Raw genomic sequence first — 24,043 nt, forward strand, 5'->3', positions numbered from 1 at the left:
TGCTGCCGGCGGTGAGATACCGCAGTGCAGCATCGGCTTCATTGACAAGCCTGCGGGCGTCTGTGACACAATTCCGATCCGAACAAAAAAGGGGAACCGACATGAACAGGATCGGAATTCTTGCCACAGGCTTGACGCTTGTCGCTGGGTTGTGCGCGCCGGCGATGGCCGCCACATCGGTCAGCATCGGCATCAGCGGATGGACGGGCTTTGCGCCGCTGACGCTCGCCAAGCAGGCCGGCATCTTCGAAAAGCATGGCCTCGACGTCACCTTGAAGAAGGTGCCGCAAGCCAGCCGGCCGCTCGCCATCGCCAGCGGCGACTTGCAATGCGCCGCCACCACGGTCGAGACCTGGCTGGTCTGGAACGCCAACGGCGTGACGACCAAGCAGATATTCCAGCTCGACAAATCCTACGGCGCCGACGGCATCGTCGCCCGCAACGACATCAAGACCGTTGCCGATCTCAAGGGTAAGTCGGTCGCGTCTTCGGCGCCGGGCACGTCACCCTATTTCATGCTGGCCTGGGTGCTCAACAAGAATGGCATGTCGACCAAGGACGTGACGGTCGTCAATCTGGAGCCGGATGCCGCGGCGCAGGCGTTTCTTGCCGGACAGAACGATGCGGCAGTCACCTATGAGCCGTTCATCTCGGCGGTGCGCGAAAAATCCGAGCAGGGGCATATCCTCGTGACCACTCTCGACTATCCGATGGTGCTCGACACCGTCGGCTGCACGCCGGAGTTCCTCAAGGCCAATCCGGATGCGGCCAAGGCGCTTGCCGACAGCTATTTCGAGGCGCTCGACCTGATCAAGAGCGATCCGGCGAAATCCTATGAGACGATGGGCGCCGACGTGAAGCAGTCGGCCAAGGAGTTCGAAGAGTCGGCCAAATACCTGAAATGGGCCGACAAGGCTGAAAACAAGCAGTTCTTCACCAAGGAGTTCCAGGACTTTTCCAAGACCGCCGGCGAGCTTCTGCTGCAGATGGGCCTGATCAAGGAAGCGCCCGACGTCTCGACATTGGCCGACACCAGCGCCGTCGCCGACTGACCGGCAGGATTGTCGCCCGGCGGCGGTGCCCTGCGCCGCCGCTTTTTCATTCAGATCAAAGGACGGTTGACGATGCCGCGCCCCTTGCATCCGGTCTCGCCCGGCATTCGAACCGTGCTCGGCATCTCGTTCTTCGTGCTGTTCGTGGCGTTCTGGGCGTGGATCACGCTTGGCGGCCACGTCAATCGCATCTTCCTTGCCGATCCGCTTTCGATGCTGAGAGACGGCTGGCGGCTGCTGGTCGAGGACCGCTTCTGGCTCGACATCCTCATCACCATCTGGCGCGTCTTCGGCGGGTTTCTGATGGCAGCCATCGTTGCCGNTCGTTGCCGTCCCGCTCGGCATCGTGATGGGCGCCTGGAAGCCCGTGGAGGCGTTCCTGGAGCCGTTCGTCTCCTTCGCCCGCTATCTGCCGGCATCGGCCTTCATCCCGCTGCTCATCCTGTGGGCGGGCGTCGGCGAACTCGAAAAACTGCTGGTGATCTTCGTCGGCTCGGTGTTCCAGATCATTCTGATCATCGCGGTCAAGGTCGGCGGCACACGGCGCGACCTGGTCGAGGCGGCCTACACGCTGGGCTCGTCCGACAACGGCATCGTGCGGCGCGTGATCATGCCGGCCAATGCGCCGGAGATTGCCGAGACCCTGCGCCTGGTGCTCGGCTGGGCCTGGACCTATGTCATCGTCGCCGAGCTGATCGGCTCGTCGTCGGGCATCGGTTACATGATCATCAACAGCCAATCGCGGCTGGCGACGGGGCAGATCATCTTCGGCATCATCGTCATCGGCCTGATTGGGCTGTTGTCCGATTTCGCCTTCAAGGCGCTCAACCGTTGGCTGTTTCCATGGAGCCTGGCGTGAGCAAGCTTCTTATTGAAGGCGTCTCGCGCACGTTTGCCGGTGTCGGCGGCGGGCAACCGGCCCAGGCGCTGATGCCGATCGATCTGGCGGTCGCCGCCAACGACTTCATCACCATCCTCGGGCCGTCCGGCTGTGGAAAATCGACGCTGCTGAGGATCGTCGCCGGCCTCGAAGCGCCGAGTGAGGGCCGCGTGTTGCTCGACGGCAAGGCGGTGGACCGGCCGGGTCCAGACCGTGGCATGGTTTTCCAGTCCTATACGCTGTTTCCGTGGCTGACGGTCGCCGAGAACATCGCCTTCGGCCTGCGCGAACGTGGAATGGCCGAGCGCGAGCGCAGCGACATCGTCGCGTCCTATGTCGATCTGGTCGGTCTGAAAGGTTTTGAGAACCATTGGCCGAAGCAGCTTTCCGGCGGCATGCAGCAACGCACGGCGATTGCCCGGGCACTGGCCAACGATCCGGAGATCCTGCTGCTCGACGAGCCGTTCGGCGCACTCGACAACCAGACCCGCGGGCTGATGCAGGAACTGCTTCTCGGCATCTGGGAGCGCCGGCAAAAGACGGTGCTGTTCGTCACCCACGACATCGAGGAGGCGATCTTCATGGCGTCGCGCGTGGTGGTGATGACGGCGCGGCCCGGCCGCATCAAGTCGGACGTTGCCGTCGACCTGCCGCATCCGCGCCACTATACGCTGAAGACCAGCCCGGAGTTTTCGGCACTGAAGGCGCGGCTGACGGAAGACATCCGCGTCGAGGCAATGCGCACGGCCGAAGCGCATTAACTCAGTGGACTTTCTTCAGCTGATGGCTCGGATCAAGCCGCCAGAAGCTGCTTGCGGTCGACGCGTTCTTGTTGCGGCGAGCGGGCATAGAGTTCGCGATAGCATTTGGAGAAATGCGAGGCGGAAACAAAGCCGCAGGCGACTGCCACTTCGACCACCGGCAACGACGACTGGATCAGCAGGTGCCGGGCGCGGTCGAGGCGGATTTCCAGATAGTAACGGGCAGGGGAGCGCCCCATCTCGGTGCGGAACAGGCGCTCGATCTGCCGGCGCGACAGGTCGACATGGTCAGCGATCTCGATCAGCGAGAGCGGCTCGGAGAGATTGGCCTCCATCAGCTCGATAATGGTCAGAACCTTGGAATTCTGCACGCCGAGACGGGCGCGTAGCGGCAGGCGCTGGCGGTCGGTCGGGCTGCGCACGCGATCGGTCAGCACCTGCTCGCAGACGCGGTTGACGAGGCTCTCGTCGAAATCGTCGCCGATCAGCTTCAGCATCATGTCGAGCGCGGCGGTGCCGCCGGCGCAGGTGTAGATGTTCTGGTCGATCTCGAAGAGGTCGGCGAAGACATTGGCCTTGGGGAACGCCTCGGAAAAGCCCGGCAGGTTCTCCCAATGGATGGCGCAGCGCTTGTTGGACAGCAGGCCGGCGGCGGCCAGGATATGCGCGCCGGTGCACAGGCCACCGACGGCAACGCCGCGATTGTACTCCTCGCGCAGCCAGGCAAAGGCCGATTTGTTCTGGTAGCGCTCGACATTGATGCCGCTGCAGACGATGGCCATGTTCGGCCGGTCCGGTCCGGACATTTTCTTGCGCTCTTCCTCCAGCGAGGTGTTGACGGCGCATTCGACGCCATTCGAGGCGCGCACCGGCTTGCCGTCGATGCTGGCGAGCCGCCAGCGATAGGCTTCATAGCCGAGCATGCGGTTGGCCGAACGCAACGGATCAAGCGCCGTCGCGAAGGCGATCATGGTGAAATCGGGGATCAGGAAGAATACAAACGATCGCCGGATCGGGTGCTTTACGACGTTCACGGGTAGATCCTCACGCTGCAATGGCGCGAACAGGATGTCGCGATCAGCATAGCGACATCAGGAAAAACGTTTCCTGTCAATTGGCTAGATGGCAACGGAAAGACTTTATTTGCGACATGGGTCGCAAATGGGCAATCGCTATGCGGCGAAGGGCACAACGTGCCGCCGGATTGTCCAAACGAGCCGAACAGTCTGCGCACACGAAAACGCCGCCTCGGCAAAGCCGAAGCGGCGCTGGATCGACTTCGAAGCAGCGCTAGGCTGCTTCTGCCAAGATTTGCTGTTTCAGGCGACAAAGCCGAGGCGCGCGGCGGCCATGGCACCGGTCTGGCCAGGCATGGTGTTAGCCAGGCGCTGGCGCTCGAGCGCGGTCGTCAGGTTCATTTCGCGGCGGGCAAAGAGGCGGGCAAAAAGCTTCATGATCATCTCCATTCGGTTGCTCAGACGGGTCGCCTTCGCTTGATGGAGTGGGGCAGCTCGTTTGTTGATGATGATATAGGCTTAGGTGAGGGGAAACTAAATCGCAAAAGCGAAGCACTTGATATGAAAAGCGACACGGAATGCGACAAATTTGGGCATTCTGCCCAGGATTTACGATTATTTACAACGTGTTGATTGCCGGCGCGGGCTGCTATGCGACTTGCTCATATGCGTCATGCGGCGGCGACATGGCTCGGGGAAATCATTTGAATACAAACAAAAAGGCCTGCCGGGCTGATCTGCGCGGCAGGCCTTCAGCTGTTGATACACACGGTTACTTTGCTCCGGCCCAAGATCCCACACCATGGCGAGTGCCAGTCTTGGCATCGGCAGCTTCGGGCCAGCCGATATCCTTCTGCAGTTCAATCGGCAGCGCGCGGATGGCGCGTTCCGTCTGGTAGCGGGCACGGGCCTCGCTGAACTCGGTCGCGATCCGACCGATGGATGACAGGATAGACATCTCATTCTCCTTCGCGTTGGGCCGGGATTGTCCCGGCGCTTGCAGCGTCAGGCGGTACACCGGGTTTGTTTCAGCTTCATTTCGTGTCGATTGCAGGTCCGTGTCATGGTTGTTTCGGGACCACTTCTACGTGTCTTGCCTTCGATGGAGTTGACTATCCTCCCAAACTGATGTTCAATCAAACGAAATGGAATGATGGTTTGCATCAGAAAAATTGAAGGTCGCTCCCCATGAACGCCCCACTCAATCATCCACTGCCGCTGCTCGATCTCGATGTTCTGCGCACTTTCGTCGCAATCGCCGAGACCGGCAGTTTCACCACTGCGGCCAATGCGGTCTTCCGCACGCCGTCGGCCGTCTCCATGCAGATCAAGAAGCTGGAGGACATTCTCGGCCGCTCGGTGTTCGCGCGCGACGCCCGTTCGGTGACGCTGACCACCGATGGCGAGATGCTGCTCGGCTATGCGCGCCGGCTGCTGTCGATCAATCGCGAGGTGGTGTCGAAGTTCATCATTCCAGACATTGTCGGGGTGGTGCGGCTCGGCTCGCCGGACGATTACGGCGAACGTGTGCTGCCGCATGTGCTGAAGCGGTTCGCACAATCGCATCCATCGATCGCAGTCGACGTCACCATCGACCAGAGCGTCAATTTGCGCCGGCGCATGGACGACCGGGCGCTCGACATCACGCTGCTCACCAACTCCTACAAGACCAGCGCGATCGGCGCCGAAGTGCTGCTCACAGAGCCGATCGTCTGGGCCGGTGCCAAGGGCGGTTGCGCGCATCTGCGCGAGCCGCTGCCGGTCTCATTGTGGGAAGAGGGCTGTGCCTGGCGGGCAGGGGCATTGGAGGCGCTTGGCCGCGAGGGCCGCAACTACCGCATCGCCTATATGAGCGCACACACGGCCGGCCAGCGCGCCGCGATCATGGCGGATCTTGCAGTCGCGCCGCTGCCGAAATCGTTCCTCGGCAGTGACATGGTCGAGTTGTGCCCGAAGGACGGTATGCCTGACATCGGCACCTACAATCTCGCCATGGTGGTGACGCCAGACGCCAGCGCGCCGGTGAAGGCAGTCGCCGACCATATCCGCGCGACGTTTGAGATGTTCAGGGAAACTGGGAAGTTCTGACCCAAACTACGACCTGAGCGGCGCAACCAGATCGCGAGGGGTTCCGTCGCGGTCTGTCCTCTGCAGCGACAACACGCCTGCCGTGGCATGATAACTGTCAGTTTCGTTGGTCAAGAAGGCCACTATACTGTCCCGCGCGCGTCGCGCCTCCGGCATGTCGATCAACGGCCAGACATGGAACATGCCTTGCTCGTGGACGACCTCAATTTCGACGCCGGCCGCGCGTGCCTTTTCAGCGAAGATCAGATTGTCGGGGGTGAGCAGATCGCGTGAACCGGTCAGCAGCAACGTTTTGGGCAGCACCGACAGGTCGCCGTAAACCGGGCTGATGCGCCAGTCGGTGGGATCTATACCGGCGCTGTAAAGCCGGATCGCCTCGCGGCCGCCAGCAATGCCCAGCCACGGATCGTTGCGTTCAGCCTCATACATTTCTGGGTTGGCGAGCGACACGTCGAGGCCGGGCGAAATCAGCACGTGGCGTGATGGCAAGGGCAGGCCGTCTTGCGCAGCCATCATGGTCAGCACGACGGCCATGTTTCCGCCGGCGGAATCGCCCATGAAGATGATGTCATTCGCCCCGGTTTCGCCGAACATCTGGCGGTAGACGGCGCCGACCATGCCGAACATGGCGTGGAAATCGTGTTCGGGAGCAATGGGATAGATCGGCACAGTGATGCCGAACCCGAGACGGTCGGCCATGTCCGCGATCAGCCGCCAATGATAGGGTGTGATTTCAAAGACGTAAGCGCCGCCGTGCAGGTAGAGAATCCGCCTCCGCTCGCCAGCCTTGGGCGCGATCTCGTAGACGGGGAAGCCGCTGATCGTGCGGGTTGTGATCTCCAGGCGCGACTGCAGCGACGCAGGCGGCTGATGGTTTTCAGTCTTGCGCGCATAGGCGATCCAGCGCTGCAGGTTCTCCGGGCTGGAAAACGCCTTCTTGCGGCTGTACCTGAGGACGAACGACACGACGTGGCTTTTGAGGCTGGGCATACAGATACACGGACTTCGGCTGAGCCGACTAAGAGAACCCCCGACTATTTCGAAGATTGTGTCGCCACCAAAAAAGTCAAGATTTATGCGATCTCAACACGGTGGTTTGATCCCGGCCGGCGACAAAGTGTCCGGCCTATGGAGTCCCTGGCCCAGCGGCGCAGCTCAACGCCGGGGCAGTAATGCGGCGCGCAGCCAATTGCTGGGTGCAGCCGGAGCCGCATTGCGGCCCCGGCGAATACCGAGCAGCTTGCATTTGTCGGTGAATTTCATCCGCGCTGCATGCCCCAGCCGACCGAAAGCTGCTTTTTGCTCGATCGCGGCGACACCGGCCAGCCAATGTCCTTCTGGATCTCAGGCGGCAGGCTGTTCAGGATGCGCAGTGACTTGCGCGCTTCGCGTGCTTTCTTGAAGGCCGCACCATAGCGGCCGAGGCTTTCGAACATCGACATCTTGATCTCCTTTGGAGCGTTGCGGTGGCCGGAAACTGGTTCTGCCTGCCGTTCGATGCCGGTTAAATGCACCGCCTATGTATCTGGCGGATTTCACGAAAACGCGATTTCGTTTCCAGATCGGCGCGATCTGGAAACATTTGCATACAAATGAAAATGGAAGGTATGACAGGCCTAGCGGGGGCGAGTCATCCCCGCCCGCGCCGCGCGGCGTGGCCTTCGCGCGAACGCCGCCGCGGGGCGGCGTCGCCGGCAATGCCGTCTTCGCTCACCGTCTTGCGCGGCGGCAGTTTGACCGCCGCCGAAAGCTTGGGGAACGGGTCGATCTTGTTCGGCAGCGCCATGGCGTAGACGAAATGCTCCTGGAATTTCGGCTCCAGGGCCGTCTCAATCTTCTCGATCCTGCTGACGGTTTCCTCGATCTCGCGGCGATAGCCGCGGTTCAACAGCGCCATGCGGGCACCGGCGCCGGCCGCATTGCCAACGGCCGAGACCTTGTCGAGGTCGCAATCCGGGATCAGGCCCAGCACCATTGCGTATTTCGGGTCGATGAACGAGCCGAATGCACCGGCGAAGTGGATGCGGTCGACATGATCAGTGTGCTGCTTTTCCATCAAAAGCTTGGTGCCGGCATAAAGGGCGGCCTTGGCAAGCTGGATAGCGCGCACGTCGGTCTGGGTGATGGTGATCTTGGGCCCGCCTTCCTTCAGCACATAGGAGAAGGTGCGGCCGTTGGCGACGACGCGCGGCGAGCGGGCGCTCAGCGATCCGTCGACGACACCGTCCTCGGAGATGACGCCGGCGAGATACATCTCGGCGACTACCTCGATGATGCCGGAGCCGCAGATGCCGGTGACGCCGGTCGCCTGCACGCTGTCGAGGAAGCCCGGCTCGTCGGACCAGAGTTCCGAGCCGATGACGCGATATTTGGGCTCCAGCGTTTCGGGATCGATACGGACGCGCTCGATGGCACCCGGTGCGGCGCGCTGGCCGCCGGAGATTTCCGCGCCCTCAAAGGCCGGGCCGGTCGGCGAGGATGCCGCCACGACCCGCTGGCGATTGCCGAGCACGATCTCGGCATTAGTGCCGACATCGACGATCAGCATCATTTCGTCCTGGCGGTGCGGCCCCTCCGACAGCGTCACCGCCGCCGCATCGGCGCCGACATGGCCGGCAATGCAAGGCAGCATATAAAGCCTGGCGCCCTGGTTGAGCTTCAGGCCGATATCCGATGCCTTGATGTGGACGGCGCCGGAGATCGCTAGCGCGAAGGGAGCGCCGCCGAGCTCGGTCGGATCGATGCCGAGGAACAGATGGTGCATGATCGGATTACCGACGAAAATGGAATCCAGTATGTCGTTGCGCTGGACGCTGCCTTCGGCGCAGACCTTGTCGACGAGGCCCGAAATGGCCTCGCGCACGGCGACTGTCATGCCTTCGCGGCCGTCCGGGTTCATCATCACGTAAGAGACGCGGCTCATCAGATCCTCGCCGAAGCGGATCTGCGGATTGGATGTACCCGACGAGGCGGCGACGCGGCCCGATAGCAACGACACCAGATGCATGGCGATCGTGGTCGAGCCGATATCGCAGGCAAGCCCGTACGCCTCGTTCTTGAGGCCTGGCCACAAGGCGATGACCCGTGCGGTCTCGCTGTCGGTGTCCTTGTGGATGGCGGCGGTCGCTGCCCAGTTGCCTTTGCGCAAAATGCCTTGCACCTGCGGCAACAGATGGAAATCGAAATCGAGGCTCTTGAGGCCCCAGTCCTTCATCAGCGCGATTTTCAGGCGGTCGAGGTCGCCGAGCGGCTTGTGCATGTCGGGTTCTTCGATCTCGACATAGCACATGCGGATTGCCGCATCGCGGGCGATGACCCTGGTGTCGGCGTCTTTGCGGATGGTTTGCGCGTTGATGACGGTGTCCTGCGGCACGTCGACGACGAGATCGCCGAGAATCTGCGCCGAGCAGGACAGGCGGCGGCGTTCGGGCAGCCCACGAACGCGCTCGTAGCGCTCTTCCTTTGCGCCCTTGGGCGAGATGTGGTCGTTGGAGGAAACGATCTTGTGCTTGGCGAAATTGCCTTCCTGCACCTCAATCTGGCAACGCCCACAAGTGGCACGCCCGCCGCACACGCTCTCGACATAGACACCGAGCTGGCGCGCGGCATCCAGCACCGGCGTGCCGACCGGAAACCGCCCCCGCTTGCCAGACGGCATGAACAGCACGAGCGGATCGGTGATGTTGACGGGAGAGTTCATACGTTCCAGACTTTACTTTCTACGCTGCTCAGGTCTTGGCCGCGGCAGCGATGCCGCAGTGTTTCGGTTCCTCCCCAGTCCTAAGCCCCATATCGTGTCGGCCAAGCCATGGCTCAACCCCGGGCCATCCGCGCTTCGCGGCCGCCGCGCCTGCGTCCGCCATTGCCATTGCCATCGCCCGGCGCGTTGACCTGCGTCCGGGCGGCAACGGCCTGGCCGCCTTCGGCAGGCTTGTAATCCTTGTAGGTCCTGATCCAGTTGGTGCAGTTCTCATCGGTGCCGTTCAGCACATTGGCGCCACGCACCGCTTCCATTTCCTGCGGCCGCACCGGGTTCATGATCGCCGAGGTCATGCCGGCGCCGATCACCATCGGAATGAAGGCGGCGTTGATGCCATGACGGTGCGGCAGGCCGAACGAGATGTTAGAGAGGCCGCAGGTGGTGTTGACCTTGAGCTCCTCGCGCAGGCGGCGTAGCAGTGCAAACACCTGGCGGCCGGCATCGCCCAACGCGCCGATCGGCATGACCAGCGGGTCGACGACCACGTCATGCGCCGGAATACCGAAGTCTGCGCAGCGCTGAACGATCTTCTTGGCGACGGCAAAGCGCACGTCGGGGTCCATCGAAATACCGGTCTCGTCGTTGGAAATGGCGACGACCGGAACGTTGTATTTCTTGACCAGAGGCAGGATGGCCTCGAGCTTTTCCTCCTCGCCAGTGACGGAGTTGACCAGCGGTCGGCCCTTGGCGACTTTCAGCGCCGCTTCGATCGCCGCGGTCACCGAGGAGTCGATCGACAGCGGCAGGTCGACCAGGCCCTGCACGATCTCCAGGGTCTGCACCAGCAGGCCGGGTTCGGTCTCGTTCGGGTTGACCGAGGTGACGCCGGCATTGACGTCGAGCATGGTTGCGCCGCAGGCGGCCTGTTCCAGCGCATCCCTGATGACGGTCTCAAAATTGCCCGCGATCATTTCGGCGGCCAGCTTTTTGCGGCCGGTCGGGTTGATGCGCTCGCCGATCACGCAGAAGGGCTGATCGAAGCCGATGATGATTTCTCGTGTCGCCGAGGCGACGATGGTCCGGGTCATGAAATCTCTCCATCGTGATATAAAGAGTTCTTTATATCGTTATCTGTTTCTGATCAAGCGAATGCTGACGATTCGCGCTGTCAATGCGCGGTCTTGACCATGTCGACCTGGGTTTCGGTGAGGTCGTCATGCAGTATGTGGTCGAGCCGGTCGGCAACGAGCTGGTCGTCGCGGCGGATTTCGCGCTTCCACGGCCGGCGGCCCTTCAGCACGCCGGACTCGTCGACGATCTCGGCGACATACTCTTCCTGGCGATAGGCCATCACATGGACGCCGGACACACCTGGAATTTCCTTCACCTCATTGATGATGTCGATGCAGAGCTGCTTGCCTTCCTTCTTCTGATCCTGAGCGCCTTCCAGGCGCTTGACGATCTGATCGGGAATGTGAATGCCCGGCACGTTGGAGCGGACCCATCTGGCCGTCTTGGCCGAGGCCAGCGGCCCGACTCCGCACAGGATGAAGCATTTCTCGGTATAGCCGAGGTCGCGGACCTTCTGCATGTAGGTGCGGAACATCGGTACGTCGAAGCAGTACTGGCTCTGCACGAACTGCGCGCCGGCGGCGATCTTCTTGCCCAGCCGATACGGCCGGAAATCGATCGGCGGCGCGAACGGGTTGATGGCCGCGCCAAGGAAAAGCTGCGGCGGCGTGGTGAGTTTGCGGCCGGACAGGAATTTGCCGTTATCGCGCATGATGCGGCAGGTTTCGAGCAGCGACATGCAGTCGAGATCGAACACCGGCTTGGCGCCGGGCTGGTCGCCGGCCTGCACGCCGTCGCCAGTCAGGCACAGCATGTTGGCAACACCCATCGCGGCACCCCCCAGCACGTCGCCCTGGATGGCGATGCGGTTCCGGTCGCGGCAGGCGATTTGCATGATCGGGGCATAACCCATGCGGGTCAGCAGCGCGCAAATACCGACCGACGACATGTGGCAGTTGGCCCCGGAAGCGTCGACGGCATTGATCGCGTCGACCCAGCCGTCGAAAATCCTGGCGCGGTTGTAGACGTCTTCCGGATCGGCGCTGTCGGGCGGATTGAGCTCGGTCGTCACTGCGAACTCGCCGCGCCGCAGGACCCGCTCAAGCCGGCCGCGCGAGGTGTGACCGGGCAGGGGATCGAGCGGCAAATGGATGCCGGCCGGATTCTCGTCTGGCTGACGGCCGATCATGCCGACGCTCCGGTGTTCGTAGTATTCTGGGCCGCATTGCGGGCGGCCGCGGCCTGCGCGGTCACCCGCAGCCAGGCGGAGGTTTCGCGCAAGGACTGATCCACCGGCTTCTGCACGTCCAAAATCTTGTCGCCATGCACCATGTTCTGCGAGCCTTCCCAGGCCTTGACCCAGACGCAAGGCATATCAGGCTCGACCTCGCAATTGCCGTTGGCGCGCACACCGCCGCAAGGGCCGTTGCGCAATTGCTTAGGGCAGTTCATCGGGCACGACATGCCGGTCGAGGAAAGAATGCACTGACCGCACATGCGGCAGTCGAACATGAAGCCCTTGACGCGCTTCTCGACGAATTTCACCGGCCCTTCGACACGGCTGTAGCCGATGCCTTTCCATAGCGGGTGGAGAGTCAGGAACATGTCGGCGAATTTGGCGTAGAACCACTCGAGCAGCCGCGAATGCCGCACCGACCAAAGCCGCACCGCAAACGAGCGCTGCACGCGCCGCTGCGGCGACACGTCAGCCGGCTTGTAGTCGGATTTCGGCGCCGCCTTCTTGACGATTGTCGCCTGGGTCACGCCGCCTTGAGCCGTCGTCGCCGGCATTGATTGGGGATCAGACATTTTCTTTGCCGCCCGCCTTGACCAGAGCGACCAGCCGCTCACGGTCGTATTTCGCATCGAGCTCCTGAAGAGCCTTCTCGGCCTCGACTTCAAGATCGTCACTGACTGGGACGGGCTCTGCCTTGCGCCATTCGGCAAGATAGTCGTCGGTGCCGCCGGCGCCGGTGCGCATGGCGCACATGTCGATCGCCTCGGTGAAGCGCAGCGGCAGTTCGCGCTTGGCGTTCTGCCGGCCCTTCTTGATGATGACCTGGGCGGGGATGTCGCGCCAGTAGACGACGATCAGATCGGCCATGAATTCCTGCTCCTGGAGAGCGCCGCGCGTCCAATCGAACGCACAAACGATGCTCTACCACCTAACTCCGCTGCATCGTGCCCTCCGAAGATCGATTCCGATCCTTTGGGCCGATGCAGTGGTTTCGAGCATTGCCGGAAGCGCTGTTGGGCTGCTTGTTATGGGACGACGCGGGGGCCTTCAAAAGCGACGCAATCGACGGCTGCGGCTGAAAGCGGAGTCTCTTCCAGCACTGGTCAGCCGGCGCGGCCATCGAAGCTGCCGACCAGTTTCCTGTGGAAGCGCACGTAACCTCGTTCGGTCGTGCGTAAATGCTCCGCGATGATCTCATGGAAGCGCGGCAGGCGATGGAAGGGAACGGCCGGATAGGAATGGTGCTCGGAATGGTACGGCATGTTCCAAGCCACGAAGCGCACCAGCCTTGTGGTGAAGGTGGTGCGGGTGTTCTCGAGCATGTTGGCGACATGCGGGCACAATGCGTGCTCGGCCAGCAGGTAGGCCCGCAAAAACGGCTGTGCGACCAGCACCGGCACGATCCAGACCCACAACAGCAGCGCCGACTGTGCGGCGAGCGATGCGGCCAGCAACACCGCATAGCCGATCAGGAACAGCCGCGCTTCAATAACCACCTTGCCGCGGCCCTTTTCCGGCACAAAGCCGTCGCGGTTGCGGCCCGCCGCATTGGTTGCGATCACACGAGCCATGCCTATCCAATAGGGGCCGCCGGACAGATAGCGCAGATATTGGCTGATGGTCTCCGGCTTCGGCGCCATCAGTTCGGGGTCGTTGTCCGGGTCGTGGGTGTGGCGGTGATGGGCGAAATGGAAATAGCGGAACCATGCGGGCGGCAGCAGGATCAAGAAGCCGGCCACGGCGGCAACAGCGCGATTGAGCCACGCCGTTCTGAACGCCGTTTCATGGATGGTCTCGTGCAACAGCGTGAAGAAGAAGACGATCAGGATCCCCTGCGGCAAGACGAGAAGCGGCCAGAACGGGATGCGGGCGGCGATCAGTGCGCCCAGCACGACAACCAGCCCGCCATGGACGGCCAGCCGGACAATGCCTGGCCCGTCGACCCGGGCGGTGAGGTCGCGACGTTCCTCAACCGAAAGACCGGCAATGATGGTGCGGTGGTCGATGTCGCTCATGATGCAATGTTAGCGGCGGGTGGCTGTCGGGTAAATCGGCGCGCGTGTCACCAGACGCCGTTTCTTATCCCGGTCCAGAGATAGAACCAGACCGTCGGATGATACCATTGTCTCGAAGGCAGACCGGGATCGACCGTGCCGAGCTTGCCGGCCAGCGCATCCCTGACCGCCTCGACGCAGATGTCGCGCGAGAATGCCGCCTGCCGCAACGCGTAGCTTGAAATAGTGTCGCTAGGTTGGGGTTTGCCGCGTGCCTGCCGCAACACCCCGCCAGTGTCGACGCCGGCGTCGACCAGATGCACGGTGGTGCCGAAGTTTTCCGCATCGCCTGAAGCCAGCGCCCAATAGCCGCCGTTCATGCCACGATATTTCGGGGCGATGCCGGCATGGTAGTTGAGGACCGGGCAAGGGATTTTCGCCAGCGTCTGCCGCGACAGCAAGCGGCAGCCGGCGAGCAGCACGACACCCGGCTGGATTTTCTCGATCGCCTGCAGGCACTCCGGCGCGTTGGCCGACGAGACCTGGACGATCTTTTGCCCAGGCTTCGGTTCGGTTTGCAGCTTTTGCTCGGCGGCGAGCCGTGCTGCGTGGCCGGCGAAGAAGCGCTTGCCGAGCCGGGTCAGCATCATCGTGCCGAGTTGACCGATGGCCGAGGTCCAGCCTTGCCGCCGCGCCCGCCCGAGAAGCAATTGCCTTTTGGATTCAGGGGTTTCGAGGATGACGCTGACAGGCGCGAGGTGGTCGGCGATGGCGTTGACGATCGCCCAGATATGCGGGCCGCCTTCGGTGACGACGACGATCGGCCGTTGGTTTGTTTTCGACCGTGCCATGCTTCGCGACCCCCGCAAAGAGCTGTTCTTTGTGCGCGAATGCTAGGTTGACCGGGTTAACCCTTGGTGATCGGGGGCGGGCTCAGCGCTTGAATTCGAGGATGTCGAGCTTCGATTCGTAGTGGGGCGCCGGGAACTCGATGCGCCATTCGCTGGCGCTGTGGCGGAAGGCATAGCCGACCTGATCGCTTTCCGGGCCGCTGCCGTAGGGCTTTGCCGGATCGTCGTTGACGTAGAAGGAACCTAGATAGATCGCGCGTTTCTCGCCATCGTCGAAGAAGCGGCCCTTGGTGCGCTGCGAACCGGTGATCTTTTCCAGTCTCCAGCCGGAACCGTCGTCGCTCACCTTGCATTTGAACCAGCCATAGATGACGAGCGGGCTCAATCCGCCGGCCTTGATGGTGCGGCATTGCCAATTGCCGGTCAGGTCCTTGTCGGAGAAGGAAACCAGCGGCTTTGCCAGCAAGGCGTCGAGCTGCTTGACCTCGGCGGGATCGCCGGCCTTCGCCTCGTCAAGCGCTGCCTTGCGGGTCTCGCCATATTTGTCGAGGCGCGCCTTGTCGGCAGCGGTGATCAGCTTCTGCACTTCGCCATCGGCGAACGCGGGCAACGTCAAGCAGAGGACAGCTGCTACGGCAAACATAAGGCGAGCGATCATTGGTGGCGTTTCCCTTTTGATGACTGGAGCAGCCTGTTTTCTTGTCTGGCGCATACCTTAATGTTTCGCCGCGCTCTGTCATCCTTGCTTGAGCATCGACAGCAGAAACGAGGTGGAAAGAATGCGGATCTTGCTGACGGGATCGTCGGGTTGGCTGGGCAGGGCCTTGGCGCCACGCCTGCGGACTCTCGGCCATGACGTCACTGGCCTCGATCCCGTCCCATCCTCGGAAACGCGAATCGTCGGCTCAGTCGCCGATCGCGACCTGGTCATGAGGGCGGTCGAGGAGAACCGCATCGAGGCCATCATCCATAGTGGCGCGCTGCACAAGCCTGACATCGAACATCATCGCAACGAGAATTTCGTCGAGACGAATGTGCGCGGCACGCTCAACCTGCTCGATGCGGCGGCAACTTTCGGCGTTCAGCGCTTCATCTTCACGTCGACGACATCGCTGATGATTACCCAGGCCATCCGCGCCGGCTTGCCCGGCAGGGCGGCTTGGCTAACGGAAGACATGTCGCCTGAACCGCGCAACATCTACGGCGTGACAAAGCTTGCGGCGGAACATCTTTGTCGGCTCTACCATATCCAGTTCGGCCTGCCGGTGATCGTACTGCGCACCGCCCGCTTCTTTCCCGAAGCAGACGATATGGCGCATGTGATCGAACAGTCGGACGCCAACACCAAGGCCAATGAGCTGTTGTTTCGCCGGCTGACGGTGGAGGATGCTGCCGACGCCCACATCGCTGCCTTGGAGAAAGCGCCGCAATTGGGCTTCGACACCTTCATCATCTCGGCACCGACACCTTTCCAGCCCGACGATTGCGCGGCATTGATCGCCGACGCACCGTCGATCGTCGCGCGCTATTTTCCGGATTATCCGGCACTCTACTTGAAGAAAGGCTGGACGATGTTTTCGTCGATCAACCGGGTCTACGATGCGTCCCGGGCGAGGGACCGGCTGGATTTCGTCTGCAAGACGAGCTTTGCCGATGTGCTCGCTGGGCTCGAAGCTGAAGAAAACGGTGCCTAAAGTGTCAGGCCAGGGCTGAGGCCCCAGCCAGTTCCTTCGTCAGGTCGCCGTAGCCGGTCGAGCGGCGCTCATAGGCGAGGCCGAGCATTTTCGCCGCCTTTTCGGCGACCTTGTCGAGTTCCGGGTCGTCGGTCTGGGCGATGTAGATCAGCTTCTCGTAATTGCCGAAATAGTCCTTGATCAGCTCCGGGTGCTTGTCGAGGCCGAGCGGCTTCATGAAGAAGGCATCGAATTGCCGGCAGAGGAAATCGGTCATGTAGAACGACATCATGTCGTCATCGGCAACCTTCGCATAGGCATCCATGCCTTGGTAGAAGGCAAAGCAATGCGGCCCGGCCATGCGCTCGACGCCATGCTTCTCGCAGATCCGGTCGAGCAGGCCACCCGTGCCGCAATCGGCATAGCCGACGAAGATGTGTTTGTAGCCGTCAGCCCTGGCCTTGGCGATTGCCTTGTCCATGGCCGGCGCAATGCGGTCCGGATAGAAATGGAACTCCGCCGGGAGGCAGGTCAGGTCGAGATGGTCGAGCCCGAGCTGCTCCTTGACCGCCAGAACTTCGCGCGCAATCATCCCGCAGGCGATGACGAGCAGCCTGTCGCCTTGATCGGATTGTTGTTTTCGCGCGGTAGTCATGGAACCAGTCTAATCCATCTTCGTTGCTGTCCAGCGAATTTATATTCTGAGGGAGACACCAATCATGAAATTGTTCCGCGTTGCGCCAATCGCTATTCTCGCCTGCGCCCTGGCTGTTTCGGCCTGCGCCAACACGGTGCGCGGCGTCGGTAAGGATATCAAATCCACTGCGAAGGCGGTTGACGATACCGTCAAGAAACCCTGATCTGCACGATTTCAAACATTTGGGAATAAAAAAGCCGCACTGCAAGGCGCGGCTTTTCTCGTCGGTGCCGAATTTATTGACTCAGGCCGAAGCGCGGACGTTGTGCTTGCGCTTCATGAAGTCCTTGGCGGTCTCGACCGCCACCGCGGCGTCGCGGCAATAGGCGTCGGCGCCGACGGCTTTGCCGAATTCCTCGTTGAGCGGCGCGCCGCCGACCAGCACGACATAATCATCGCGAATGCCTTTTTCCTTCATCGTATCGATGACGACCTTCATGTAAGGCATGGTCGTCGTCAGCAGGGCCGACATGCCGATGATGTCGGGCTGATGCTTTTCGATGGCATCGAGATATTTTTCGACCGCATTGTTGATGCCGAGGTCGATGACATCGAAGCCGGCGCCTTCCATCATCATGCCGACGAGGTTCTTGCCGATGTCGTGGATGTCGCCCTTAACGGTGCCGATCACCATCTTGCCCTGCTTCGGCGCGCCGGTGGCGACAAGCAACGGACGCAGGATGAACATGCCGGCCTTCATCGCGTTGGCCGACAGCAGCACTTCCGGAACGAACAGAATGCCGTCGCGAAAATCCTCGCCGACGATGCGCATGCCTTCGACCAGAGCCTCGGTCAGCACCTTGTAAGGCGCCCAGCCGCGCTCGAGAAGGATGTTGGTGCCTTCCTCGATTTCTTCCTTCAACCCATCATAAAGGTCGTCGTGCATCTGCTGCACCAACTCGTCGTCGGAGAGTTCCGAAAGGATGATCTCGTCGTCGGCCATTTTTTCTCAGGCTCCTTGCCGGCTACAACTATCGCGGCAGCTTAAAAATATCGCGCCATTACCTAACCCGCGCGGGCCGGTTGTCCATAGCTGATTTGCGACTTCCCGCAAAACGAAAGCGACCGTAAATCTCTTGGAATTCTTGTCGATTTTGCGACAGGCGTTGGCGCTGGCGGGCCGTTTCGAATAAGGTGCATGGCTACGATCCGGCCAGAGACCGCAATATGCGGCTGCAAATGGATTTCAGGCCGGAACAAGAGCCCGGCCAAAGCAAATCAGGCCAGAACGAAAGCCAGGGAAGAACGATTATGAGTGAGAACGCGCCGGTCGATCAGGAAGCGTCAAACGCACGGCGCGGGCGCGCTGCCAGCGGTGGCGCCGCAGCGCGCCGGGCTGCACGTTCGGGCGGCGGCCCCGGTACACAGCTCACCTATATCAAGCGCAAGATCAACGTCTATGAAGTGCTGGACGAGGAAGGCCTGGCGCTGATCGAAAAGAACACCGACACGGTGCTGGAAGAGATCGGCATCATCTTCCGCGACGACGCCGAGGCACTGCAGCTTTGGAAAGAGGCGGGCGCCGACGTCAAGGGCGAGCGGGTGCATTTCCCCAAGGGCCTCTGCCGCTCGCTGTTGAAGACCGCTCCGTCCGTCTATACCCAGCACGCCCGCAACGGCGAGCGCTCGGTGCAGATCGGCGGCAACGCGACCGTGTTCGCGCCGGTCTATGGACCGCCCTTCGTGCGCGATCTCGACGGCGTCAGGCGCTACGCGACGATCGAGGATTTCCGGAATTTCGTAAAACTTGCCTATATGGCGCCATCGATCCACCATTCGGGCGGCACGGTTTGCGAGCCGGTGGACGTGCCGGTCAACAAGCGCCATCTCGACATGGTCTACAGCCATATCAAATATTCGGACAAGCCGTTCATGGGCTCGGTGACCGCGCCCGAGCGCGCCGAAGATACGGTGGCGATGGCCAAGATCGTGTTTGGTGACGATTTCGTCGAGAACAACACGGTGTTGACCAGCCTGATCAACGCCAACTCGCCGATGGTCTTCGACGAGACCATGCTGGGAGCGCTGAAAGTTTACTCGCGCCATAACCAGGCGTGCATCGTCACGCCGTTCATCCTTGCCGGGGCGATGAGCCCGGTGACGGTCGCCGGCACACTGACCCAGGTTTTGGCCGAGGTTCTGGCCGGGGCGTCGTTCACACAGCTGATCCGGCCGGGTGCGCCGGTACTGTTCGGCACCTTCGCCTCGTCGATCTCAATGCAGTCGGGCGCGCCGACCTTCGGCACGCCGGAGCCGTCGCTGGTCTCCTATGGCGCCGCCCAGCTTGCTCGCAGGCTCGGGCTGCCGTTCCGCACCGGCGGCTCGCTTTGTGCTTCGAAAATCCCCGATGCGCAGGCGGCCTATGAGAGCGCCAACACGCTGAATTCGACGATCCTCGCCGGCACCAATTTCGTGCTGCATTCGGCCGGCTGGCTCGAGGGCGGGCTCGCCTCCTGCTACGAAAAGTTCATGATGGATATCGACCAACTCGGCATGACGCAGAAGTTCTCCGAGGGTGTCGACCTGTCGGAAAACGGTCAGGCGATGGATGCCATCCGCCAGGTGGGTCCGGGCAGCCATTACCTCGGCTGCGATCACACCCAGGCCAATTTCCAGACCGCGTTCTACCGCTCCAACATCGCCGATAACAATTCCTACGAGCAGTGGCTGGCCGAAGGCGAAAAAACCGCGCCGCAGCGCGCCAACGAGCTCGCCCGCCGCTGGCTGGAGAGCTACGAGGCGCCTTATCTCGACCAGGGCATCGACGACGGGCTGAAGGACTTCATCGCCAGGAAGAAGGCGTCGATGGCCGACGCCTTCACCTGAAAGGAGCCCGAATCAGGCGGGGCTAAAGTCGCCAACATCATCCACAAGGAAGTCTGGCGGAGCGCCTTCTCCGACCCGGACAAGAAGGGATGATTCTCGAGCGCGGCATGGTCGAAACCATCGCGGCCGCGCTTTCCGCCCACGGCCTCATCCTGCGCGGCGGCTTCAATTTTGCGGGCGGTGAGGGGACACCTTCCGGTCTCTCCGGCGCCGCCGCCAGATCCGTCCTGCTGGTGGGGCAGGCAGGCGCCGCACCTTGGCCGCACTTCCTGCGCTGGTTGGAGAAACAGTCACAGCCGATCGACGATTCGCTCGACAGATGGTCGCGCGGAGTGATCGGCGCTGTGGCCGAAAAATTCGGGGCACGCGCGGTGTCACCGTCCGACAGGCCTTATCTGCCGTTCCAGCAATGGGCGATGCAGGCGGAGGGGCTGAAGCCGTCGCCGCTCGGCATCCTCATGCATCCGCAATACGGGCTCTGGCATGCCTATCGCGGCGCGCTGTTGTTCGAGAACGAGATTGCGCTCCACGAACGTCGCGACGTGATTCACCTTTGCGACACATGTTTGGAAAAACCTTGCCTGAAATCCTGTCCGGTCGCGGCTTATTCTGCGGATGGTTTTGTGCATGAAACCTGTCTGGCGCATGTGCGTGGGCAAAACGGCGGACCTTGCCGGACCGGCGGCTGCCTTGATCGCAACGCCTGTCCTTACGGCATCGATTATCGCTATCCGGCCGAGGTTCAGGCCTTTCACATGGCAGCATTCGCGCGCTAGCCAGACAAGACCCCGCTGCACGCAAAGACGTCGACCGTTCCGATCTCAGGATTTTTGGCCGAAAGCCAGCCCCGCCGCGTGAAAGAGACCCATCAGCAGCACCCCGATGGCACCAGAGACCAACGAGACGATGGGATACTGTGCGAAGTTGGCCCCGTACGCGAAGAGGGCCACCACGAAGCTCGCCCAGCCGGCTATCAGATTGGGCACGGCGGAGTTACCGAAGACGCACGGGTAGGAACCCTTGGTTATCCCACTCACGAAATGTGGGACGCCATTGGCGCCAAAAACACCCGCGAAAAAAGCAAGGAATGCCGTCAGCCACATATGAGCTCCGTCCCTTGGCAAATTGAAGCGCGCCGTTCACTTCAGGCCGCCATAGCATGGCAGGCAGTCGGCGAAATTGTGCACAAAGCCAGCGTAAAGCAACCCCGATACGCATTTGTGAACGTGGCGGCTCCACATAGTGCCTTCGATGCAGCCGGCGCCGAACGCCACTGGGAGCGGCTGACGATGCTGTTTGCGGAGACGCTCGGCCAAGGCGCGCCAACCATTACGACGTGACTGCCCGCCAAAAAATTCTTCCCATCACCCAAGGAATCGCCATTAGCCTTCGTCCAACAGGCAAATGATGGCGATGATGCTGGACGAAAGCGAAGCCTCCGACGCCGAACTGATCGGGCGGGCGAAGGGCGGAGACAGGGGTGCTTTCGGCAAGTTGCTCGAAAGGCACTACGGTTTCGTCTATCGCGCCGCCTATCGCTGGTGCGGGAAAAAGGCCGACGCCGAGGATATCGCCCAGGAAGTGTGCGTTCGGCTCGGCCGGGCGATCCGCGACTATCACGGCAGCGGCGCCTTCACGACGTGGCTCTACACCATGACGCTGAATGCGGCGCGCGACATGATGCGCAAGACCGCCCGCGATACGGCCAAGACCGAGGCCTATGGCGCCTATGCGCTGATTTCGGGGGAAACCTCGTCCGAGGCGGAAGACCCGGTCGAGGCGCTCTGGGCAGCGGTGCGCAAGCTGCCGGACAAGCAGCGCGACGCGGTGCTGCTGGTCTATGGCGAAGGGCTGAGCCACGCAGCCGCCGCCGAGGCGATGGCGATCTCGGAGACGACGGTTTCCTGGCACATCCATGAGGCGAAGAAACGGTTGAAGACGCTGATGCGTTCAGCCGGGGAAGTGTGACCATGGTCGACGACAAGCAACTGAACAGGCTGCGCGATATCGCAGCACCGGCGCCTGACGCGGATGCAAAGGCGCGTGCCCTCCAGGCCGCGCTGCGCGCCTATGACATGGAAGAAAAAACTTTACCGGCCGCCCAAGGATCGGCAGGCGGGCTTCGTCTCACAGAGCGAGCACAAAGGCTCTGGAGCGAAATCATGCAAAAGAAACTCTTCGCCACGCCGGCCATTGCCGGGCTCGTTGCCCTGCCGATCGCCGGATACGCCACCATCTATATGCTTGGGGAATCCAAATTCGGCGGGCCCGAATTCGGCGGCGACGATAAGATCACCGAAACGCTGGCTGACAAGCCGGCGACCGTCAAACCGCCGGTTGTTGCCGAAGCAGATAAGCAGAAGAAGGCGGACGCCGACAGCGAAAGCCGCGACGCCGGCGAGGCGCTTGTGGCGCCGACATCGCCGCCGAAAGCGGAATCGACCGCGGTCGGCGGGTTGACGCAGCAGGATGTGCTCACCCGCAATGCACCCGAACCGGCGCAGAGCGGCGAGTTTGCGCTGGATGGCGGTGCAAACTCCGTGGCTCCGGCAGTCGATGGTGGCGCGCGGGTCGGACGCATGCCTGGCACGGTTGCCGAGTCCAAGCTGATGGCACAGCAGCCTGCCGCTGCGCCGGCCGACCAGATGCTGCCGCGAGAGGAAAACCGTGACCGGGTCGAGGATTTCAAGACCAATCCGGTGCATGCCGCACTCGAAGACCCGGTCTCGACGTTCTCTATCGATGTCGACACCGCTTCCTATTCCTTCGTCCGGCGCTCGCTGAAGGAAGGTTTTATCCCGCAGGCCGATACGGTGCGCGTCGAGGAGATGGTCAACTACTTCCCCTATGACTGGAAAGGCCCGGACTCCGCCTCGACGCCGTTCAACTCGACCGTCAGCGTCATGCCGACTCCGTGGAACGAGCACACCAGGCTGATGCATGTCGCCATCAAGGGTTTCGACGTGAAGCCGGCCGAGCAGCCCAAGGCCAATCTGGTCTTTCTGATCGATGTGTCGGGCTCGATGAACGAGCAGGACAAGCTGCCGCTCCTGCAGTCGGCCTTTCGGCTGCTGGTCAACAAGCTGAGACCCGACGATACCGTCTCGATCGTCACCTATGCGGGCGATGCCGGTACCGTGCTGGAGCCCACCAAGGCTTCGGAAAAGGACAAGATCCTCGCTGCCATCGACAACCTGACATCCGGCGGCTCGACGGCAGGCGAGGCGGGCATCAAGGAAGCCTACAGGCTGGCGCAGAAATCCTTCGTCAAGGACGGTATCAACCGGGTGATGCTCGCCACCGATGGTGATTTCAATGTCGGCCAGACCGACGACGACGACCTGAAGCGGCTGATCGAAAAGGAGCGCAAGACAGGTGTGTTCCTGTCGGTGTTCGGCTTCGGCCGCGGCAACCTGAACGACCAGATGATGCAGACCATCGCCCAGAACGGCAACGGCACCGCCGCCTATATCGACACTTTGGCGGAGGCCGAGAAGGTGCTGGTCGAGGATGCCTCCTCGACACTGTTCACCATTGCCAAGGACGTGAAGATCCAGGTCGAGTTCAACCCGAACAAGGTCTCGGAATACCGGCTGATCGGCTACGAGACCCGCGCCTTGAACCGCGAGGATTTCAACAACGACCGCGTCGACGCCGGCGAGATCGGCTCAGGCCATTCGGTCACCGCGATCTACGAGATCATGCCTAAGGGCAGCGGCGGCGAACAGATCGATCAGCTGCGCTATGGCCAGGCCTCGGTGAACAATGGCGGTGTCGCCAATGCCGACGAATATGCCTTCGTCAAAATCCGCTACAAGCTGCCGAACGAGGACACTTCGAAGCTGATCACCACGCCGGTGACGTCAGCCAACGAGGTGGCGTCGTTCGACCAGGCCAGCACCGACCAGCGTTTCTCCGTTGCCGTCGCTGCCTTCGGCCAGAAGCTGCGCGACGAGGATGCGACCGCGAAGTTCGGCTACGACAAGATCATGGAGATTGCCACCGCCGCCAGAGGAGCCGACCCGTTTGGGTACCGGTCCGAGTTCCTCTCGCTTGTGCGCCTTGCCTCGGCGCTCGGCGGTAACCGGTAGTGGCAATGATGGCCGGTTTCTTTCAGATGGGATCGTTCTGACAGGGGGAACCGGCCTACGGGCGGGTGAGGCAGGCCGGCGAGGGAAACCTTGCCGGCCTTTTTTC

General features: G+C 61.9%; 25 protein-coding genes and 1 pseudogene. 10 read left to right on the plus strand and 16 right to left on the minus strand.

Annotated features, from left to right (window positions below; all coding sequences use genetic code 11):
• Positions 1–101 precede the first annotated feature (101 nt).
• The 3 genes and pseudogenes from X760_RS58310 to X760_RS58320 all read left to right on the plus strand — a co-directional run bounded on the left by X760_RS58310 (position 102) and on the right by X760_RS58320 (position 2,693).
• Complete coding sequence (locus X760_RS58310; RefSeq protein WP_023719922.1) at positions 102–1,052, plus strand: ABC transporter substrate-binding protein; 951 nt, start codon at positions 102–104, stop codon at positions 1,050–1,052.
• A 189-nt stretch (positions 1,053–1,241) separates the two neighbouring features.
• Positions 1,242–1,911, plus strand: a pseudogene (locus tag X760_RS58315) (ABC transporter permease).
• The gene (locus X760_RS58320; protein ID WP_023719923.1) at positions 1,908–2,693 is read left to right on the plus strand and encodes an ABC transporter ATP-binding protein; all 786 of its coding nucleotides are present in this window, start codon (positions 1,908–1,910) and stop codon (positions 2,691–2,693) included. Before X760_RS58315 ends, X760_RS58320 begins: the two are co-directional and overlap by 4 nt.
• A 32-nt stretch (positions 2,694–2,725) precedes the next feature.
• On the opposite strand, the gene X760_RS58325 is transcribed toward X760_RS58320, so the two are convergent.
• From X760_RS58325 to X760_RS58330, 3 genes are all read right to left on the minus strand, one after another.
• Positions 2,726–3,664, minus strand: a complete 939-nt coding sequence (locus X760_RS58325; protein ID WP_302895626.1) for a GlxA family transcriptional regulator — start codon at positions 3,662–3,664, stop codon at positions 2,726–2,728.
• Positions 3,665–4,012: 348 nt separating this feature from the next.
• Positions 4,013–4,159: a hypothetical protein gene (locus X760_RS74900; RefSeq protein ID WP_198030510.1), complete on the minus strand. Its 147-nt coding sequence runs from the start codon at positions 4,157–4,159 to the stop codon at positions 4,013–4,015.
• Positions 4,160–4,481: 322 nt separating this feature from the next.
• Positions 4,482–4,667, minus strand: coding sequence for a hypothetical protein (locus X760_RS58330; protein WP_023719925.1), 186 nt, complete (start codon positions 4,665–4,667; stop codon positions 4,482–4,484).
• Positions 4,668–4,897: 230 nt separating this feature from the next.
• Here X760_RS58330 and X760_RS58335 point away from each other — a divergent pair, with 230 nt between their 5' ends.
• On the plus strand, positions 4,898–5,797 hold the full coding sequence (locus X760_RS58335; RefSeq protein ID WP_023676521.1) for a LysR substrate-binding domain-containing protein: 900 nt from the start codon (positions 4,898–4,900) through the stop codon (positions 5,795–5,797).
• Positions 5,798–5,803: 6 nt separating this feature from the next.
• Here the strand turns inward: X760_RS58335 and X760_RS58340 are convergent, their stop codons facing one another.
• The 10 genes from X760_RS58340 to X760_RS58385 all read right to left on the minus strand — a co-directional run bounded on the left by X760_RS58340 (position 5,804) and on the right by X760_RS58385 (position 15,308).
• Positions 5,804–6,787, minus strand: a complete 984-nt coding sequence (locus X760_RS58340) for an alpha/beta hydrolase (protein ID WP_023719926.1) — start codon at positions 6,785–6,787, stop codon at positions 5,804–5,806.
• Between the two features lie 269 nt (positions 6,788–7,056).
• A complete protein-coding gene (locus tag X760_RS58345) occupies positions 7,057–7,239 on the minus strand; it encodes a hypothetical protein (RefSeq protein WP_023719927.1) in 183 nt (60 codons plus the stop codon).
• A 188-nt stretch (positions 7,240–7,427) separates the two neighbouring features.
• Positions 7,428–9,497 (minus strand): ASKHA domain-containing protein, encoded by a 2,070-nt coding sequence (locus tag X760_RS58350; RefSeq protein WP_023719928.1) that lies wholly within the window; start codon positions 9,495–9,497, stop codon positions 7,428–7,430.
• 113 nt (positions 9,498–9,610) lie between these two features.
• Positions 9,611–10,585: a methyltetrahydrofolate cobalamin methyltransferase gene (locus tag X760_RS58355; RefSeq protein ID WP_023719929.1), complete on the minus strand. Its 975-nt coding sequence runs from the start codon at positions 10,583–10,585 to the stop codon at positions 9,611–9,613.
• 80 nt (positions 10,586–10,665) lie between these two features.
• On the minus strand, positions 10,666–11,757 hold the full coding sequence (locus tag X760_RS58360) for a methylenetetrahydrofolate reductase (RefSeq protein WP_023719930.1): 1,092 nt from the start codon (positions 11,755–11,757) through the stop codon (positions 10,666–10,668).
• Entirely contained in the window at positions 11,754–12,377 is a 624-nt protein-coding gene (locus tag X760_RS58365; protein ID WP_023719931.1) for a methylenetetrahydrofolate reductase C-terminal domain-containing protein, read from the minus strand. The genes X760_RS58360 and X760_RS58365 overlap by 4 nt, the downstream gene beginning before the upstream one ends.
• A complete protein-coding gene (locus tag X760_RS58370) occupies positions 12,370–12,672 on the minus strand; it encodes a virulence factor (protein WP_023719932.1) in 303 nt (100 codons plus the stop codon). The genes X760_RS58365 and X760_RS58370 overlap by 8 nt, the downstream gene beginning before the upstream one ends.
• Positions 12,673–12,908: 236 nt before the next feature.
• On the minus strand, positions 12,909–13,820 hold the full coding sequence (locus X760_RS58375) for a fatty acid desaturase (RefSeq protein ID WP_245278621.1): 912 nt from the start codon (positions 13,818–13,820) through the stop codon (positions 12,909–12,911).
• A 47-nt stretch (positions 13,821–13,867) separates the two neighbouring features.
• On the minus strand, positions 13,868–14,650 hold the full coding sequence (locus X760_RS58380; protein ID WP_023719934.1) for a formyl transferase: 783 nt from the start codon (positions 14,648–14,650) through the stop codon (positions 13,868–13,870).
• Between the two features lie 82 nt (positions 14,651–14,732).
• The gene (locus X760_RS58385; protein ID WP_023719935.1) at positions 14,733–15,308 is read right to left on the minus strand and encodes a DUF4893 domain-containing protein; all 576 of its coding nucleotides are present in this window, start codon (positions 15,306–15,308) and stop codon (positions 14,733–14,735) included.
• 121 nt (positions 15,309–15,429) lie between these two features.
• Here X760_RS58385 and X760_RS58390 point away from each other — a divergent pair, with 121 nt between their 5' ends.
• Positions 15,430–16,344: an NAD(P)-dependent oxidoreductase gene (locus X760_RS58390; protein ID WP_023719936.1), complete on the plus strand. Its 915-nt coding sequence runs from the start codon at positions 15,430–15,432 to the stop codon at positions 16,342–16,344.
• Between the two features lie 4 nt (positions 16,345–16,348).
• Here the strand turns inward: X760_RS58390 and X760_RS58395 are convergent, their stop codons facing one another.
• Positions 16,349–16,978, minus strand: coding sequence for a DUF1638 domain-containing protein (locus X760_RS58395; protein ID WP_023719937.1), 630 nt, complete (start codon positions 16,976–16,978; stop codon positions 16,349–16,351).
• 64 nt (positions 16,979–17,042) lie between these two features.
• Here X760_RS58395 and X760_RS58400 point away from each other — a divergent pair, with 64 nt between their 5' ends.
• Positions 17,043–17,183 carry an entericidin A/B family lipoprotein gene (locus tag X760_RS58400; RefSeq protein WP_023676507.1) on the plus strand — a complete coding sequence of 47 codons (141 nt, stop codon included), beginning with the start codon at positions 17,043–17,045 and terminating at the stop codon, positions 17,181–17,183.
• Between the two features lie 81 nt (positions 17,184–17,264).
• Here the strand turns inward: X760_RS58400 and X760_RS58405 are convergent, their stop codons facing one another.
• On the minus strand, positions 17,265–17,963 hold the full coding sequence (locus X760_RS58405; RefSeq protein ID WP_023676506.1) for a B12-binding domain-containing protein: 699 nt from the start codon (positions 17,961–17,963) through the stop codon (positions 17,265–17,267).
• Between the two features lie 308 nt (positions 17,964–18,271).
• Between X760_RS58405 and X760_RS58410 the strand changes: the two genes are divergently transcribed.
• Positions 18,272–19,846 carry a trimethylamine methyltransferase family protein gene (locus X760_RS58410; RefSeq protein WP_023719938.1) on the plus strand — a complete coding sequence of 525 codons (1,575 nt, stop codon included), beginning with the start codon at positions 18,272–18,274 and terminating at the stop codon, positions 19,844–19,846.
• Between the two features lie 89 nt (positions 19,847–19,935).
• Complete coding sequence (locus X760_RS58415; protein ID WP_031194270.1) at positions 19,936–20,622, plus strand: hypothetical protein; 687 nt, start codon at positions 19,936–19,938, stop codon at positions 20,620–20,622.
• Between the two features lie 45 nt (positions 20,623–20,667).
• On the opposite strand, the gene X760_RS58420 is transcribed toward X760_RS58415, so the two are convergent.
• Positions 20,668–20,949 (minus strand): hypothetical protein, encoded by a 282-nt coding sequence (locus tag X760_RS58420; RefSeq protein WP_031194271.1) that lies wholly within the window; start codon positions 20,947–20,949, stop codon positions 20,668–20,670.
• 304 nt (positions 20,950–21,253) lie between these two features.
• On the opposite strand from X760_RS58420, the gene X760_RS58425 reads away from it, so the two are divergent.
• The gene (locus tag X760_RS58425; protein ID WP_023719942.1) at positions 21,254–21,814 is read left to right on the plus strand and encodes an RNA polymerase sigma factor; all 561 of its coding nucleotides are present in this window, start codon (positions 21,254–21,256) and stop codon (positions 21,812–21,814) included.
• Positions 21,815–21,816: 2 nt separating this feature from the next.
• Positions 21,817–23,937 carry a VWA domain-containing protein gene (locus X760_RS58430; protein ID WP_023719943.1) on the plus strand — a complete coding sequence of 707 codons (2,121 nt, stop codon included), beginning with the start codon at positions 21,817–21,819 and terminating at the stop codon, positions 23,935–23,937.
• Positions 23,938–24,043 lie beyond the last annotated feature (106 nt).

The sequence above is a fragment of the Mesorhizobium sp. LSHC420B00 genome, from assembly GCF_000503055.1.
Lineage (GTDB): Bacteria > Pseudomonadota > Alphaproteobacteria > Rhizobiales > Rhizobiaceae > Mesorhizobium.

Coding starts and splice junctions, on each gene's coding strand:
- X760_RS58390 (WP_023719936.1), top strand. CDS start 15,430: ATGCGGATCTTGCTGACGGGATCGTCGGGTTGGCTGGGCAGGGCCTTG.
- X760_RS58325 (WP_302895626.1), bottom strand. CDS start 3,664: ATGATCGCCTTCGCGACGGCGCTTGATCCGTTGCGTTCGGCCAACCGC.
- X760_RS58400 (WP_023676507.1), top strand. CDS start 17,043: ATGAAATTGTTCCGCGTTGCGCCAATCGCTATTCTCGCCTGCGCCCTG.
- X760_RS58425 (WP_023719942.1), top strand. CDS start 21,254: ATGGCGATGATGCTGGACGAAAGCGAAGCCTCCGACGCCGAACTGATC.
- X760_RS58375 (WP_245278621.1), bottom strand. CDS start 13,820: ATGAGCGACATCGACCACCGCACCATCATTGCCGGTCTTTCGGTTGAG.
- X760_RS74900 (WP_198030510.1), bottom strand. CDS start 4,159: ATGGAGATGATCATGAAGCTTTTTGCCCGCCTCTTTGCCCGCCGCGAA.
- X760_RS58395 (WP_023719937.1), bottom strand. CDS start 16,978: ATGACTACCGCGCGAAAACAACAATCCGATCAAGGCGACAGGCTGCTC.
- X760_RS58370 (WP_023719932.1), bottom strand. CDS start 12,672: ATGGCCGATCTGATCGTCGTCTACTGGCGCGACATCCCCGCCCAGGTC.
- X760_RS58410 (WP_023719938.1), top strand. CDS start 18,272: ATGAGTGAGAACGCGCCGGTCGATCAGGAAGCGTCAAACGCACGGCGC.
- X760_RS58385 (WP_023719935.1), bottom strand. CDS start 15,308: ATGATCGCTCGCCTTATGTTTGCCGTAGCAGCTGTCCTCTGCTTGACG.
- X760_RS58330 (WP_023719925.1), bottom strand. CDS start 4,667: ATGTCTATCCTGTCATCCATCGGTCGGATCGCGACCGAGTTCAGCGAG.
- X760_RS58340 (WP_023719926.1), bottom strand. CDS start 6,787: ATGCCCAGCCTCAAAAGCCACGTCGTGTCGTTCGTCCTCAGGTACAGC.
- X760_RS58415 (WP_031194270.1), top strand. CDS start 19,936: ATGATTCTCGAGCGCGGCATGGTCGAAACCATCGCGGCCGCGCTTTCC.
- X760_RS58430 (WP_023719943.1), top strand. CDS start 21,817: ATGGTCGACGACAAGCAACTGAACAGGCTGCGCGATATCGCAGCACCG.
- X760_RS58350 (WP_023719928.1), bottom strand. CDS start 9,497: ATGAACTCTCCCGTCAACATCACCGATCCGCTCGTGCTGTTCATGCCG.
- X760_RS58310 (WP_023719922.1), top strand. CDS start 102: ATGAACAGGATCGGAATTCTTGCCACAGGCTTGACGCTTGTCGCTGGG.
- X760_RS58420 (WP_031194271.1), bottom strand. CDS start 20,949: ATGTGGCTGACGGCATTCCTTGCTTTTTTCGCGGGTGTTTTTGGCGCC.
- X760_RS58360 (WP_023719930.1), bottom strand. CDS start 11,757: ATGATCGGCCGTCAGCCAGACGAGAATCCGGCCGGCATCCATTTGCCG.
- X760_RS58355 (WP_023719929.1), bottom strand. CDS start 10,585: ATGACCCGGACCATCGTCGCCTCGGCGACACGAGAAATCATCATCGGC.
- X760_RS58345 (WP_023719927.1), bottom strand. CDS start 7,239: ATGTCGATGTTCGAAAGCCTCGGCCGCTATGGTGCGGCCTTCAAGAAA.
- X760_RS58405 (WP_023676506.1), bottom strand. CDS start 17,963: ATGGCCGACGACGAGATCATCCTTTCGGAACTCTCCGACGACGAGTTG.
- X760_RS58380 (WP_023719934.1), bottom strand. CDS start 14,650: ATGGCACGGTCGAAAACAAACCAACGGCCGATCGTCGTCGTCACCGAA.
- X760_RS58335 (WP_023676521.1), top strand. CDS start 4,898: ATGAACGCCCCACTCAATCATCCACTGCCGCTGCTCGATCTCGATGTT.
- X760_RS58365 (WP_023719931.1), bottom strand. CDS start 12,377: ATGTCTGATCCCCAATCAATGCCGGCGACGACGGCTCAAGGCGGCGTG.